Source organism: Nocardia sp. NPDC041819 (genome assembly GCF_055590505.1).
Map to the genome: position 1 here is coordinate 108,423 of NZ_JBVJAP010000008.1, position 13,564 is coordinate 121,986.

Annotated in this window: 12 protein-coding genes; 10 read left to right on the forward strand and 2 right to left on the reverse strand. The window is 69.7% G+C overall.

Annotation, left to right across the window (positions count from 1 at the left end; translation table 11 throughout):
* The first annotated feature begins 117 nt into the window (after positions 1 to 117).
* The 7 genes from ACZ6DL_RS22870 to ACZ6DL_RS22900 all read left to right on the forward strand — a co-directional run bounded on the left by ACZ6DL_RS22870 (position 118) and on the right by ACZ6DL_RS22900 (position 7,316).
* Positions 118 to 456, forward strand: coding sequence for a hypothetical protein (locus ACZ6DL_RS22870; protein WP_466053972.1), 339 nt, complete (start codon positions 118 to 120; stop codon positions 454 to 456).
* Between the two features lie 600 nt (positions 457 to 1,056).
* The gene (locus tag ACZ6DL_RS22875; RefSeq protein WP_466053974.1) at positions 1,057 to 1,611 is read left to right on the forward strand and encodes a DUF8020 domain-containing protein; all 555 of its coding nucleotides are present in this window, start codon (positions 1,057 to 1,059) and stop codon (positions 1,609 to 1,611) included.
* 235 nt (positions 1,612 to 1,846) lie between these two features.
* On the forward strand, positions 1,847 to 3,049 hold the full coding sequence (locus tag ACZ6DL_RS22880) for an AfsR/SARP family transcriptional regulator (RefSeq protein WP_466053975.1): 1,203 nt from the start codon (positions 1,847 to 1,849) through the stop codon (positions 3,047 to 3,049).
* 106 nt (positions 3,050 to 3,155) lie between these two features.
* The gene (gene exaC / locus ACZ6DL_RS22885; RefSeq protein WP_466053977.1) at positions 3,156 to 4,673 is read left to right on the forward strand and encodes an acetaldehyde dehydrogenase ExaC; all 1,518 of its coding nucleotides are present in this window, start codon (positions 3,156 to 3,158) and stop codon (positions 4,671 to 4,673) included.
* A complete protein-coding gene (locus ACZ6DL_RS22890) occupies positions 4,673 to 5,074 on the forward strand; it encodes a DUF779 domain-containing protein (protein ID WP_357958421.1) in 402 nt (133 codons plus the stop codon). Before exaC ends, ACZ6DL_RS22890 begins: the two co-directional genes overlap by 1 nt.
* A gap of 176 nt (positions 5,075 to 5,250) precedes the next feature.
* Positions 5,251 to 6,660 (forward strand): MDR family MFS transporter, encoded by a 1,410-nt coding sequence (locus ACZ6DL_RS22895; protein WP_466053978.1) that lies wholly within the window; start codon positions 5,251 to 5,253, stop codon positions 6,658 to 6,660.
* A gap of 290 nt (positions 6,661 to 6,950) precedes the next feature.
* Entirely contained in the window at positions 6,951 to 7,316 is a 366-nt protein-coding gene (locus ACZ6DL_RS22900; protein ID WP_466053980.1) for a DUF4345 family protein, read from the forward strand.
* A gap of 13 nt (positions 7,317 to 7,329) precedes the next feature.
* Here ACZ6DL_RS22900 and ACZ6DL_RS22905 read toward each other — a convergent pair whose 3' ends face one another.
* Entirely contained in the window at positions 7,330 to 8,766 is a 1,437-nt protein-coding gene (locus ACZ6DL_RS22905; protein WP_466053982.1) for an amino acid permease, read from the reverse strand.
* A 211-nt stretch (positions 8,767 to 8,977) separates the two neighbouring features.
* Between ACZ6DL_RS22905 and ACZ6DL_RS22910 the strand changes: the two genes are divergently transcribed.
* Positions 8,978 to 10,165, forward strand: coding sequence for a serine hydrolase domain-containing protein (locus ACZ6DL_RS22910; RefSeq protein ID WP_466053984.1), 1,188 nt, complete (start codon positions 8,978 to 8,980; stop codon positions 10,163 to 10,165).
* 70 nt (positions 10,166 to 10,235) lie between these two features.
* A complete protein-coding gene (locus ACZ6DL_RS22915; protein ID WP_466053986.1) occupies positions 10,236 to 11,228 on the forward strand; it encodes an LLM class flavin-dependent oxidoreductase in 993 nt (330 codons plus the stop codon).
* Positions 11,229 to 11,234: 6 nt separating this feature from the next.
* Here the strand turns inward: ACZ6DL_RS22915 and ACZ6DL_RS22920 are convergent, their stop codons facing one another.
* Positions 11,235 to 12,062 (reverse strand): NADPH-dependent oxidoreductase, encoded by an 828-nt coding sequence (locus tag ACZ6DL_RS22920; protein WP_466053988.1) that lies wholly within the window; start codon positions 12,060 to 12,062, stop codon positions 11,235 to 11,237.
* Positions 12,063 to 12,177: 115 nt separating this feature from the next.
* Here ACZ6DL_RS22920 and ACZ6DL_RS22925 point away from each other — a divergent pair, with 115 nt between their 5' ends.
* Positions 12,178 to 12,933, forward strand: coding sequence for a siderophore-interacting protein (locus tag ACZ6DL_RS22925; RefSeq protein WP_466053990.1), 756 nt, complete (start codon positions 12,178 to 12,180; stop codon positions 12,931 to 12,933).
* Positions 12,934 to 13,564: the final 631 nt, after the last annotated feature.

The following is a 13,564-nucleotide window of genomic DNA, read 5'->3' on the forward strand; positions in this document are numbered from 1 at the left end:
GCACCATATTGAATGTACCGTTATTCAACGGTACGATATGCATTGGTTAGATTGGGTCGATGACCTCCGAAATCGGTCACCGACCGGACGAAGACGTACCGAAGTGAGGGAGTACCGATGATTCACGACGTCGAGACCGGACGCGCCCGGCGAGCGGTTGTCCGCGTGGCGATGGTCGCCGCGCTCGCACTGACCCCCGTCGCCGCGGTCGCCGCGCCCGCGATGGCGCAGCAGCCGACCGTCGCGCAGACGAGCCAGGCTCAGGAGATCCACGGTGGCTGGCACCGCCACGGCGGCTGGGGCCACCACGGCGGGTGGGGCGGTTACGGCGGCTGGGGTGGCTACGGTGGCTGGGGCGGTTACGGCTACGGGGGCAACCCGTTTGGCTTCTACAGCCCGTTCGGCATCTGGCCCGGCATCGCCTGGATGCTGCCCGGCACCGGTAGCGCGTTCTGAGCGGAGCGCTCCCGCAGCACGTCCGATGATTCCGGCTCCGCGCCGTCGACCCTGCGCCTTGTTCGCGGCCCGGCTCCGCATGGGCGCGGCCCCGGAATCATCTGGCACCTGGCGAAATCGATCCCCGAGCCCGGTAGCCATACGTACCGACGCGATCTCCGGATCGAGTGCCGCAACCCCGCAGCGGCCTCGAATCACCGCCTCGCGCCGAGCGACCGCCCGAGCGGTGAAGTTCACCCTCCGATCTCGAACCGGGCCGCGATAAACCCAGCACCCCGGCAGCGCTCGGCCGACGAACTCGCACCGATCCGGCTGCCACGTCTGAATTTTCCGGGAAAATCAGCGTTTGTCGCGCGAAATTTGCACCGCGCCAGACGAATCAGCACACAGTCTGCAATTCGGCCGAATCGGACAGCGAAACAAGCTTTGCCCGTGCGCAATTCAGTAGCGCCCCGGGTGCGGGCACTTCGCCGATTTTTCGTGAAATTCGCAGAACGATTGCTTCGCGAAAGCCCTACGGCCAGAATGGGTGGGGCCGAGAACCGGCATCTCGGGGATTCGTCGGCACTCGTGGCCGACACGACTATGTGGGGAAAAACGATGAGAGTCAACAGATTCGCCGCAACCGCCCTGCTGGCGGTCGGAGCCACCGGAATAGCGACGGGTGTCGCGCACGCACAGCCCGCGGCACCGGCACAGGTCAGCGTGCACGGCGTCGAGCAGGGAATCGGTTTCACCTCGGCTCCCGCCGCCGACGGCACGGGGGTGGTCACCACCCTCGACGCGGGCACCTTCGCGTTGACGGCCGACGCGGGCGCCGTCGAACTGCGCAACGGGACGGGGCAGGTCGTCGCGACCATGCCCTTGGCGTTCCAGGCCTCCGGCGCGGCGCACGGGCTGGCGCCCACGATCACCGATGCCGGCCGCACCCTCACGGTGACGCCGGTCGACGCGCCCGCGAGCACCGAGCGCCTCACCCAGTTCGTCGGTGAGGACGACACGCTCGCGCGCAAGCAGTACAACGCCGGTATCGGCGCCCTCATCGGCGCGGGCATCGGCGCCGTGATCGGCTTCTTCCTCGGCGGAGTCGGCGCGCTGGTCACCGTTCCGATCGGGGCGGGCATCGGTGCGCTGATCGGATTCTCCACGCCGTAATCGACCGAGTCGGTGTGCGGCCGGAAGACGGCCGCACACCGATCGCCGGTCGCGCCGCCGGGATCGCCTGGGTGTCCGCGCACTTTCGCGCTGGTCGGCCGAGGGGAACGCGGCGGCCCGATCGTCGTTCGTCCAGACCCGTGGACGTCGCGCCGAAACGGAATGCCCGGCCGTGTGCTGGGGCATGATGTGAGGGCACGGAGACGATCGGAGCGAAGACACAGGATCCGCGGAGATGGCACAGCGCAGTTCCCTCTCGCAGCGACGCGCTGCACTGGAACAAGAGTGGTCTCGATGGATACCCGCCGGGACACCGCAGGGTGATTCCGCGCTGCGCAGCGAGGTCGCGCAATCGTGGCTGCGATCGCTGCGCACCGTCGATCCGGCGTGCGAGCACGCGCCCCACGCCGACGCCGATGTGGCCGCCCGCTGGGCCGAGTCCCCTCTGCGCACACCGGTATCCGAGCTGACCGACCAGTTGCGCGACATCACCGAAGGCGCGGGCTACGTCGCGGCGATCACCGACGAAACCGGCACCATCCTGTGGTCGCACGGCGGTCCGGTGATGCGCCGCCGCGCCGAACAGGTCAACTTCGCGCCGGGCGGTCGATGGGACGAGGCGCACATGGGCACGAACGCGTTGTCGCTGGCATTGCGCACCGCGCGGCCGCACACCGTGTTCTCCGCCGAGCACTTGGTCGCCGCCCTGCACGGCTGGGTCTGCTACTGCGCGCCGATCCGCGCCGCGGACGGTCGCCAGCTCGGCGTGCTGGACCTGTCCACCACCTGGGATCGCGCGCACCCGCTGGCCTTGTCCACCGCCCGTACCCTGGTCACCGCCATCGAGACCAAGCTGCACCATCGCATGGCCACGCCAGGGGTCCGGCTGACCTGCCTCGGCGGCGCCCGCCTGATCCGTGACGGCGCCCCCGTGCGGCTACGGCCGAGGCACCTGGAGATCCTGACCCTGCTGGCACTCGAACCCGACGGGTTCACCCACGAACGTCTGCACTTCGCGGTGTACGGCGACCGACCGGTCGGGGCCAGCACGCTCAAATCCGAGATGTCCTACCTGCGGCGCGCCACCGGCGGCGACATCACCAGCCGGGTCTACCGCCTGGTGAGCCCGCTGTCCTGTGACGCCGTGGACGTGCTCGCCGCGCTCGAAGCGGGCGACACCGCCACGGCGGTCGAGCTGTATCGCGGGCCGCTGCTGCCGGACTCGGACACCCCCGGCATCGTGCAGTGGCGCGAGTACCTGGCGGTCGGCGTGCGCACCGCGGTGCTGTCCGGCGGAAACGTCGAGCACGCGCTGCGTTACGGCGAGCGCGCACCGCACGACATCGAGATCCACGAACACGCGCTTCGCCTGCTTCCCGCGGGCGACGGGCGTCGTGCGCTGGCGGCCGCACGGCTGCACGGCGCGCTGCGCGACTGAGCTCGCGCGCCTCAACGTTTCGTCAACCCTCGCGAGGCATAGTGACCCGCATCACGGACGCCGCGCCGTGTGCATCACGTCCGCAACCAGCGAGGAGTCACCCGCCATGAGCTACGCGAAGCCGGGAACCGAGGGCAGCGTCGTCGAATTCGCCACGCGCTACGACAATTTCATCGGCGGTGCGTGGACCGCCCCGGTGGAAGGCCGTTATTTCGAGAATCCCTCGCCGGTGGACGGCCAGACCTTCTGCGAGGTGGCGCGGTCCTCGGCCGCCGATATCGAACTGGCCTTGGATGCCGCGCACCGGGCGGCTGACGCGTGGGGCGCCACGTCGACCACCGAGCGAGCCAATCTGCTCAACAAGATCGCCGACCGGATCGAGGACAACCTCGAGGCGTTGGCAGTGGCCGAGACCTGGGAGAACGGCAAGCCGGTCCGGGAAACGCTGGCCGCCGACCTGCCCTTGGCGGTCGATCACTTCCGCTACTTCGCCGGAGCGGTCCGCGCGCAGGAAGGCGGCATCAGCGAGATCGACGCCGACACCATCGCCTACCACTTCCAGGAACCTCTCGGCGTCGTCGGGCAGATCATCCCTTGGAACTTCCCGATCCTCATGGCCACCTGGAAGCTCGCACCGGCCCTCGCCGCGGGAAACGCCGTGGTGCTCAAGCCCGCCGAGCAGACCCCGGCCTCGATCCTGAAGGTCGTTGAGCTGATCGCCGATCTGCTGCCGCCGGGAGTCCTCAACGTGGTCAACGGTTTCGGCGTCGAGGCGGGCAAGCCGCTGGCGGCCAGCCCGCGCGTGGCCAAGGTGGCCTTCACCGGCGAGACCACCACCGGCAGGCTGATCATGCAGTACGCCAGCGAGAACATCATCCCGGTCACGCTCGAACTGGGCGGAAAGAGTCCCAACATCTTCCTGCCCGACATCATGGCCGCCGACGACGCCTTCCTCGACAAAGCGGTGGAGGGCTTCGTGATGTTCGCGCTCAACCAGGGCGAGGTGTGCACCTGCCCGTCCCGCGCGCTGATCCACTCCTCGATCTACGACGAGTTCATCGCCCGGTGCGTCGAACGCACCAAAGCCATCCGCAGCGGCAACCCGCTCGACGAGGCCACCATGATCGGCGCGCAGGCCAGCAACGACCAGTTCGAGAAGATCCTGTCCTACATCGACATCGGCCGCCAGGAGGGCGCCGAGGTGCTCACCGGCGGCGGCCCGCGCAAGGTCGACGAGTTCCCCGGCGGTTTCTACGTCGAGCCGACGATCTTCTCCGGCCGCAACGACATGCGGATCTTCCAGGAGGAGATCTTCGGACCGGTCGTGTCGGTGACCACGTTCGACTCCGTCGACGAGGCGCTGAAGATCGCCAACGACACCCTCTACGGACTCGGCGCGGGAGTGTGGACCCGCGACATCAACGCCGCCTACCGCCTCGGCCGCCAGATCAAGGCGGGCCGGGTGTGGACCAACTGCTATCACGCCTACCCCGCGCACGCCGCCTTCGGCGGCTACAAGAAGTCCGGCATCGGGCGCGAGAACCACCGCATGATGCTCGACCACTACCAGCAGACCAAGAACCTGCTGGTCAGCTACTCGCCGGACAAGCTCGGATTCTTCTGATGCCGGATCCGGCCGGTCGCGTGGAGTTCACCGGACCGGCGCGAGCGCTGCTGCGCCGGCTGATCGAGCAGCACGGCCCGGTGATGTTCCATCAGTCCGGCGGCTGCTGTGACGGCAGCGCACCGATGTGCTATCCGCGCGGCGAATTCCGGGTCGGCGCGTCGGACGTGCTGCTGGGGTATCCGGCGGCGGACACCCCGTTCTGGATGAGTGCCGACCAGTACGAGTATTGGCGGCACACCCATCTCACGGTCGACGTGGTGCCGGGACGGGGCAGCGGATTCTCCCTGGAAGCGCCCGAAGGGGTGCGCTTTCTGATCCGCTCGCGACTGCTCACCGACGAGGAACTCGCCGTCCTCGAGGCACAGCCGCCCCCGACCGGGGCGGACCCGCACCGGTGACCCGGGGCGCCGGCCACCGACGATTACGGTCGCGCCGGTGCCTCGCCAGGGCTCCTCGCCGGACCGCCGCCGCGGTGGCCGGGCCGCTCCGAGCACGAAAAATCCGTATGCGGGAATAGCCGGAGGGCGGATACGGTCGTTCGAGGTGGTTAGACAGGCGAACGAGAGGGGCCGCGGTGGCGACCGAGACTGTGACGGCGTCCGTAGGGCTCCGATCCGAGCGCGGCGCCATCCTCGGCTCGCTGATGCTGGCGACCGCGCTGGTCGCGCTCGACTCGACGGTCATCGCCACGGCGGTGCTCACCATCACCGACAGCCTCGGCGGCTTCGCGCAGTTCCCCTGGTTGTTCTCCATCTATCTGCTCGCGCAGGCGGTGACGGTGCCGATCTACGGCAAGCTCGCCGACACCGTGGGGCGTAAACCCGTGATTCTGTTCGGGATCGCGATGTTCGCACTGGGTTCGCTGCTGTGCGGCGTGGCGACCAGCATGCTCGGACTGATCGTCTTCCGCGCCGTCCAGGGCATCGGCGCCGGAGCGATCCAGCCGATGACGATGACGATCGCGGGCGATTTGTACACGTTGTCGGAGCGCGCCAAGGTCCAGGGATATCTGGCCAGCGTGTGGGCCATGTCGAGTGTGGCGGGCCCGTTGCTCGGCGGCCTGTTCGCCGAGTACGTCAGTTGGCGCTGGATCTTCCTGATCAACCTTCCGCTCTGCGCGCTGGCCGGATGGATGCTGGTGCGCAATTTCGCCGAGGCCGCGCCACGACGCAGGCAGAGCGTCGACTACCCGGGTGCGGCTCTGCTGACCGTCGGCGCGGGCGCGTTGATCCTCGGACTGCTCGAGGGCGGCCAGGCGTGGGCGTGGTCCTCGCCGGTCAGCGTCGGGATCTTCGCGGGCGGCGCGCTCCTGCTCGTGCTGTTCGGGCCGGTCGAACGCAGGGCGCGCAATCCGATCCTGCCGCTGTGGGTGTTCACCCGCCGCGTGGTGATCGCCAGCAGCCTGGTGTCGGTCCTGGTCGGCGCCGTCCTGATCGGAGCGACCTCCTACGTGCCCACCTTCACCCAGGGTGTGCTCGGCACCGGCGCGCTGGTCGCGGGCCTGACGGTCGGCGCGCTCACTCTCGGCTGGCCGCTGGCCGCGTCCCAAGCGGGCAAGGTGTACCTGCGCATCGGCTTCCGCGCGACAGCCCTGATCGGCAGCGGCTTGGCGGCGCTCGGCGCCGCGAGCACGCTGTTGATCACCCAGCACTCGGCGCTGTGGCAGGTCGCCGCGTCCTGCTTCGTGATCGGCACCGGCATGGGCTTGGTCGCGACCCCGACCCTGATCGCGGCGCAGACCAGTGCCGAGTGGACCGAACGGGGCGTGGTCACCTCGGCCAATATGTTCGCGCGCTCGCTCGGCAGCGCGGTGGGCGTCGCCGTGTTCGGTGCGATCGTGAACTCGCGGGTCGGCCACACCGACCACCCGCTGCCCGCCACGCTGGCCTCGGCGGTGCATCTGGTCTTCGTCACGATCGCGGCGATGGCCGCCGTCATGCTCATCGCTTCGGCGATGATGCCCCGGCGCTCGACGACCGGCTGACCGTCGGTCCCGCACCGCGCTCGGCCACAGTGGCGCGAGGTGCTTCGGTCGCTCTGGACAGGTGGGCGGCAACCGGGTGGCACCCATGCCGGGCAGCTCACGGAGGCGCGGGCCGCGCCGACATCCAGCGCTCGTCCTCATCGGCATATGCCGCCGCAGGCCCGCGGGCCAGGAGCGCACAGATGAAGCGGACGACTCGACTCGAGGCAGCGGGTTTTCGGAAGCGCTTGGCCCCGACCCTGGCGCAAGCTGGGCTTCCCCCGAACCGAACCGGAAATCTGGAGGTCGCAGTGGCACAAACCGTATGCGGGATCGTCGGCGTGTTCTTCCTCGGCATGGGCGCGTACGCACTAGCCGCACCCACCGCGCTGATCAGACCCTTCGGCATCCGGCTCACCGAAGCCGGCGCCCGCTACGAAGTGCGCGCCGTCTACGGCGGTTTCGGGCTGGCGATGGCGGCCGTGCTCGCGGTGGCCGCCCTGGACCTCGGATCACTGCGCGGCGGGATCATGGTCGCGGTCGGCGCGGCCCTGGCGGGCATGGCTGTCGGCCGCGTGGTGTCCGCCGTGCTCGATGAGCGGACGGCCTTCTACCCGACCTGGTTCTACGGCGTGGTGGAGACGGTCGGCGCTGTCGCGCTCTTCGCGGCCGCCTAGTTATGACCGCCCGTCAGCTGGTATGCACGGGGTCGGTCGCGGTGCTGGAGTTCCCGATCTTGCGCAGCGCGAGGTACCCGGCCGACACCAGCACCGCCCACACCACGCCGACGACGATCGCGGTGCGCCCGCTGTCGGTGAACAGCAGCAGCACGACCACCAGCCCGAGGAACGCCAGCGCCAGCACGGTGGTGTATGGCGCGGCGGGCAGCCGGTAGTCGCTCGCGGGCAACTCACCGCGGGCCACCTTGGCCCGGTAGAGCAGGTGACAGACCAGGATGACGCCCCAGACGAAGATGATGCCGATGGTCGACACCGAGGTGATGTAGGCGAACGCCTTGTCCGGGGAGATGAGGTTGACCACCACACCGATCACCATCGCCGCGGCGGACGCGATGATCCCGGCGTAGGGCACCGCGTTCGCGCTCAGCTTGCTCAGCCCGGCGGGCGCCTCGCCGCGCAGCGACAGGGTGCGCAGCATCCGGCCGGTCGAGTAGATCCCCGAGTTGCACGACGACAATGCCGCGGTGAGCAGCACGAAGTTGACGATGCCCGCCGCGCCGGGGATGCCGATCTGCTCGAAGACCTCCACGAACGGGCTCTTGCCCGCGTGGAAGGTGCGCCAGCTGGACACCGCCATGATCACCACGAGCGCGCCGACGTAGAACAGGCCGATCCGGAAGGGGAGCGTGTTGATCGCCTTGCGCAGCGTCTTGCGGGGCTCTCGCGCCTCCCCCGCGGTGACGCCGACCAATTCCACGCCGACGTAGGCGAACAGCACGATCTGCAACACCAGCAGCGACTGGCCGAGACCGTTGGGGAACACGCCCCCGTCGGCCCACAGATTGGTGACGGTGGGGTCGGGCGCGTGACCGAAACCGAACAGCAGCACGCCGATGCCGAGCAGGATCATGCCGACGATGGCGGTCACCTTGATGGTGGAGAACCAGAACTCGCCCTCGCCGAACAGCCGCACCGAGATCAAGTTGGCGCAGAACATCACCGCGAGCACGACCAGTGCGGTGACCCACGGCGCGATGTCGAACCAGTACTCCACGTACTTGCCCGCCACGGTGATCTCGGCCATGCAGGTGGCGACCCACACCGCCCAGTACGACCAGCCGGTCACGAAACCGGCGAAGCGGCCGAGGAATTCGTGCGCGTACTCGGCGAAACTGCCCGAGATCGGCCGGTAGGTCAGCAATTCGCCGAGCGCCCGCATGATCACGAAGATGGCCAGGCCCGCCGCCAGATAGGCGAGGATGAGACCGGGACCGGCCTGCTCGATCGCACCGCCCGCACCGTAGAACAGGCCCGTGCCGATCGCGCCGCCGATGGCGATCATCTGAATGGTGCGCGGGCTCAGGCCCCGCGCGTAGCCCTCCGACTCCCCGCCGTCCGCCGGATCCAAGGGTCCCGCGTCCTGAAGGTGACGGTCGGAGGCTGTCATACTGCGGTCCTTCCCTCGCTGGCAGCGGCGCCGGTCGCCTACCGGTACGCCGGAACACGATGTCGGATCATCGCACGGTCCGGCCCAGGGGGCCACGCTACCGCCCGGCCGGCGCGCGCGTCGTCTCCGGGCCGACCGCCACGGCCGTGCGGATCTACCGGAGCGCCGTCGGGCGTGCCATCATCGGATCTCCTACCGATGGGCTTTCGTCATGACCGAAGCATCGCCACGGCGCGGGCGACCCGGCCGCTTCGCGCTGCGCGCCGTCGTCGTCCTGTTCGTGATCGTCGCCGTCCTGGTCGGCGCGGCGTTCGCGACGACGACGGTCCTGCACATCCCGTCGCCGCCGACACTGCTGCGTCTGCTGACCGACCCGCCATCGGCGCAGGGCGCGCTGTTCGAGAGCCGGACGGTGGCCGCCTCCCCCGCCCCGCGTCCCCTCCCGAAAGCACCGCGGCCGCTGCCCGACCAGGTGCCCTGGAAGGGCTCGCACCTCTCGATCGCCGATTTCCTCGGCACCACGCACACCAATTCATTCCTCGTCCTGCGCGACGGCGCTGTGACACACGAGTGGTATCGCGACGGCTTCACCGCGACCACCCGCCAGTCCTCGTGGTCGGTGGTGAAGTCCATCGTGTCGCTGCTGACCGGCCGAGCCGTCGCGGCGGGGAAACTCACCGAGGACGACCGCTTGGTGCGGATCCTGCCCGAGCTGACCACCGGCGGCGAGTACGACAGCGTCACCATCCGCGACCTGCTGGACATGGCCTCCGGGGTGGACGTATCGGAGAACTACAACAAGTATCTGCCGCTGACGGGCACCGCCCGGATGTACCTCACCGAGGATCTGGCCGGATTCGTCCGCGACCACCACGGACTGCGGTTCCCTCCCGGTAGCGCGGGCGAGTACCGCAGCGTGGACACCCAATTGCTGGGCATGGCGCTGGCGCGGGTCGAAGGCCTGCCGCTGGCCGAATTGCTGGAGCGCGACATCTGGGGGCCGATGGGCGCCGAGGACGACGCGCTGTGGAACCTCGATCGCTCCGGAGGCCAGGAGAAAGCGTTCTGCTGCCTGAACGCGACCGCCCGCGATTTCGCCAAGATCGGCCGGCTGGTGCTGGACGGCGGACGGGCAGGCGACGCGCAGATCGTGCCGCCCGCCTGGATCGACCGCATCCGCACGCCGGCACCGCACCAGGTGGGCATCTGGCCCTACAGCGCGCAATGGTGGCACCCGACCGGCGGGGACGGCGCCGACCTCACCGCCGTCGGCGTGTACGGCCAGTACGTCTACGTGGACCCGCCCAGCGGCACCGTCATCGTCAAGCTCAGCGACCACGGCACCACCCAGGACGAGCAGGAGACCATCGAGGTGTTCCGCGCGATCGCACGCGGCTGAGGCGAGTCGGGCGAAATACACCGGGGACGGGCGGCGTTGGCAGTGGAGATCGCCACTGTGGAGGAGACCCATGATCGACGTCCCGCTGTCCGTACTGGATCTGGCGCCGGTGCAGTCCGGCCGCACCGTCCGTGAGGGGCTGGACGCGACCACCGAATTGGCCAGGCGCACCGAAGCTTTGGGCTACCACCGCTTCTGGGTCGCCGAACACCACAACATGCCCGGCATCGCCAGCTCGGCGCCGAGCGTGCTGCTGGCCCACCTGGCCGCCGCCACTTCGACCATCCGGGTCGGCTCCGGCGGGGTGATGCTGCCCAATCACGCGCCGCTCGTGGTCGCCGAGCAGTTCGGCACCCTGCACGCGCTGCATCCCGGGCGGATCGACCTCGGCATCGGACGCGCGCCCGGCACCGATCAGGCGACCGCCCGCGCGCTGCGACGGACCGCGGACGGACTGTCGGCGGAATCGTTCCCCCAGGAACTGGCCGCATTGCTGGGCTACTTCCGCGGCGCCGATCCCGGCGGCATCGCCGCGACGCCGGGTCGCGGCGAGGAACCGGAGATCTGGCTGCTGGGTTCCAGCGGCTACAGCGCCCAGGTCGCCGCGGCGCTCGGGCTCCCGTTCGCCTTCGCGCACCACATCAGCCCCGACAACACCGAGCCCGCGCTCGCGCTCTACCGAGAGCATTTCCGGCCGTCGGAGCAGCTGGAGCGCCCGTACGCGATGGTGGCGGTCGCGGCGATCTGCGCGGAAACCGACGAGCGCGCCGATGCCCTCGCCGGTCCGCGCGACCTGGCTTTCCTGAACCTGGTGCGCGGCACGCCGCAGGCGCTGGCCACGCCGGAGGAAGCGGCCGCGTTCCGCCCGTCGGAGCACGAGCGCGCGTTCATCCGGCAGCGCCGGGCCGGGCAGGTACTCGGCTCGCCGGAGACGGTGCGCGGCCAGCTCGCGGACCTGCTCGAGCGCACGAGGGCCGACGAGCTGATGATCAACACGCTGGTCTACGACATCGACGACCGCGCCCGATCGTTCGAACTGCTCACCGAGAAGGTCGCGGCGTGAGGCGGGTCAGTGCAACCGGAAGCCGTGGTTGTTCAGCGATTCGCGCAGCCGGTGCCTGCCGTTGAGCGCCGCCGCCGAGGCCAGCCGGGCCAGCACACGCTCGGTCCAGGAATGCGCGAGCTGTTGCTCGGCATAGAATTCCGCGATCCGGGTCTCGTACTCGGCTACGTGCGACCGCTGCGCGGCCAGATCGTAGGTTTCCCGGTGCAGAACGGCTTCCTGCGGAAGACGCGGTTTCACCCGCGCGTCCTCGGCGGGGTCGGGGTGGCCGACCACCAAGCCGAAGGCGGCGAAGACCTGCGGCGGCAGGCCCAGCTCGGCGGCGACTTCTTCCGGCTTGTTGCGCAGCGCGCCGATGTAGACGGTGCCGAGTCCGAGCGATTCCGCCGCCACGACCGCGTTCTGCGCCGCCAGCGCGGCGTCGATGAAGCCGACGTAGCTCGACTCGAGGTAGTCCGCGCCCTCCAGCGGCGCGCTCCGGTCTTCGGCGAGCTGACGCAGGCGGGCGAAGTCGGCCGTCCAGACCAGCAGTACCGGCGCCTGCACGATGTGGGCCTGGTCGCCCGCGAGCGCGGCCAAGCGTGCCTTGCGCTGCGGGTCGCGCACCGCGATGACGCTCCAGACCTGGAGATTCGACGAGGTCGGCGCGGACTGCGCCGCGGAGATCAGCAGTCGCAGCGTGGCATCGGGCACCGGGTCGGACAGGTAGCGGCGCACCGAGCGATGTTCGTGCAGCACTCGCAGGACCTGATTCCACTGCGCGGGTTCGACCGGTCGGGGATCGCGGTAGCGCTGTTGCACGGCGTGGGTCGGTGTCGGCACGGACTGCGTCATGGGCATCATCCTTTCGCCCGCGCGGCGCGCCGTCAGCGGTTGGCCGCACCCTGAGCCGAACACGGGTAGGGTAGGGTAAGTAAGGCAATCCTAATAATATTTATCGGAGGTTCTCTTGGCACGTCCCCGCACCACCCTCACGGTGCAACGCACGGAATGGCTGACCCCGCACCTGATCCGGGTGCACCTCGGCGGCCCCGGCTTCGCCGCGTTCCGGCCCAGCGAGTTCACCGACTCGTATGTGAAGTTCATCTTCCCGCAGGACGGCAACGAGGTGTTGCGCACCTACACCGTCCGATCGGTGGACACCGTCGCCGGGGAGATCGCGGTGGATTTCGTCTACCACGGCGCGGAGGGCCTCGCGGGACCCTGGGCAGCCGCGGTCGAGCCCGGCGACACCATCGACCTGTACGGCCCGGGCGGCGCCTACTCCCCGCGCCCGGACGCCGACTGGCATCTGCTGGCGGGTGACGAGGCGGCGCTGCCCGCCATCGCCGCCGCGCTCGAGGCGATGCCCGCCGAAGCGACCGGCCTGGTGTTCGTCGAGGTCGCCGGTCCCGACGACGAACTCCCGCTGAAGAAGCCGGACGGCATCGAACTCACCTGGCTGCACCGCGGCGTCCGGTCCCCTGGCGAAGTGCTCGCCGAAACCGTCCGTGCCGCGTCGTGGGCGCCCGGGCAGGTTCAGGTGTTCATCCACGGCGAGGCCGAGGCGGTCATGAAGGATCTGCGGCGCTACGTCCGCAGGGATCGAGGCGTTCCCGCCGAGTGGGCGGCGTCGATCTCCGGGTATTGGCGCCGCGGCCGCACCGAGGAAGGCTTCCGGGAATGGAAGGCCGAACTGCGGGCGGCCGAGGAAGCCAACGCCTGAATCGTCGGTCGCCCCACCCGCCCATCGCCACGATCGCGTCCCAGGTGAGCGTAGGGAGTTCGGGATGGCGCTGCCGCGGGATCGCCCGAGCCAGGCTTGCGGGCGGCACTTTCCGCGGGTTCGCCACCGCCCGGGCTTCGATCGCCGCGCCTATCCGCGGCTGCCGCCCAGCCGCGGATAGGCGGCGTGCACCAGGTCGGTGTAGCCGGGCGGCAGGTCGGCAGCAGAACCGCCGCCGTCCACGCCGATGCCGTCCACGGGGCTCCACGTTTCGGCGGCCCGCGGCCGCGCCGGACCGGTGAGCCGGTGAACCCGAGGTTGTGCGCGGCGATGACGTCCCAGATCGTGTCCAGCCCGGCGTCGGTGACGCCGTTGTCCGCGAGGAATCGCGCGGCGCGATCGGCGCCGTCGATCTCGAGCATCCGGTCGCCCTCCGCGCTGTCGGCCAAGCCGATGTCGTGCAATCGCCGGACATGGCGGCAGCCGGCGACGCAGTAGGGCGATGCCACGCTTCTCTCGAGCCCACCCCTGCCGGTCCCGCGTGTCAGGCACCAGCCGACCCCATGATCGTGACTCCGGATTCTCCGGTGGGTCGGGCGGCTCGCGGGGATGACTGCGAGTGATCCCGGTC

Coding starts and splice junctions, on each gene's coding strand:
- ACZ6DL_RS22870 (WP_466053972.1), top strand. CDS start 118: ATGATTCACGACGTCGAGACCGGACGCGCCCGGCGAGCGGTTGTCCGC.
- ACZ6DL_RS22875 (WP_466053974.1), top strand. CDS start 1,057: ATGAGAGTCAACAGATTCGCCGCAACCGCCCTGCTGGCGGTCGGAGCC.
- ACZ6DL_RS22880 (WP_466053975.1), top strand. CDS start 1,847: ATGGCACAGCGCAGTTCCCTCTCGCAGCGACGCGCTGCACTGGAACAA.
- exaC (WP_466053977.1), top strand. CDS start 3,156: ATGAGCTACGCGAAGCCGGGAACCGAGGGCAGCGTCGTCGAATTCGCC.
- ACZ6DL_RS22890 (WP_357958421.1), top strand. CDS start 4,673: ATGCCGGATCCGGCCGGTCGCGTGGAGTTCACCGGACCGGCGCGAGCG.
- ACZ6DL_RS22905 (WP_466053982.1), bottom strand. CDS start 8,766: ATGACAGCCTCCGACCGTCACCTTCAGGACGCGGGACCCTTGGATCCG.
- ACZ6DL_RS22910 (WP_466053984.1), top strand. CDS start 8,978: ATGACCGAAGCATCGCCACGGCGCGGGCGACCCGGCCGCTTCGCGCTG.
- ACZ6DL_RS22915 (WP_466053986.1), top strand. CDS start 10,236: ATGATCGACGTCCCGCTGTCCGTACTGGATCTGGCGCCGGTGCAGTCC.
- ACZ6DL_RS22920 (WP_466053988.1), bottom strand. CDS start 12,062: ATGACGCAGTCCGTGCCGACACCGACCCACGCCGTGCAACAGCGCTAC.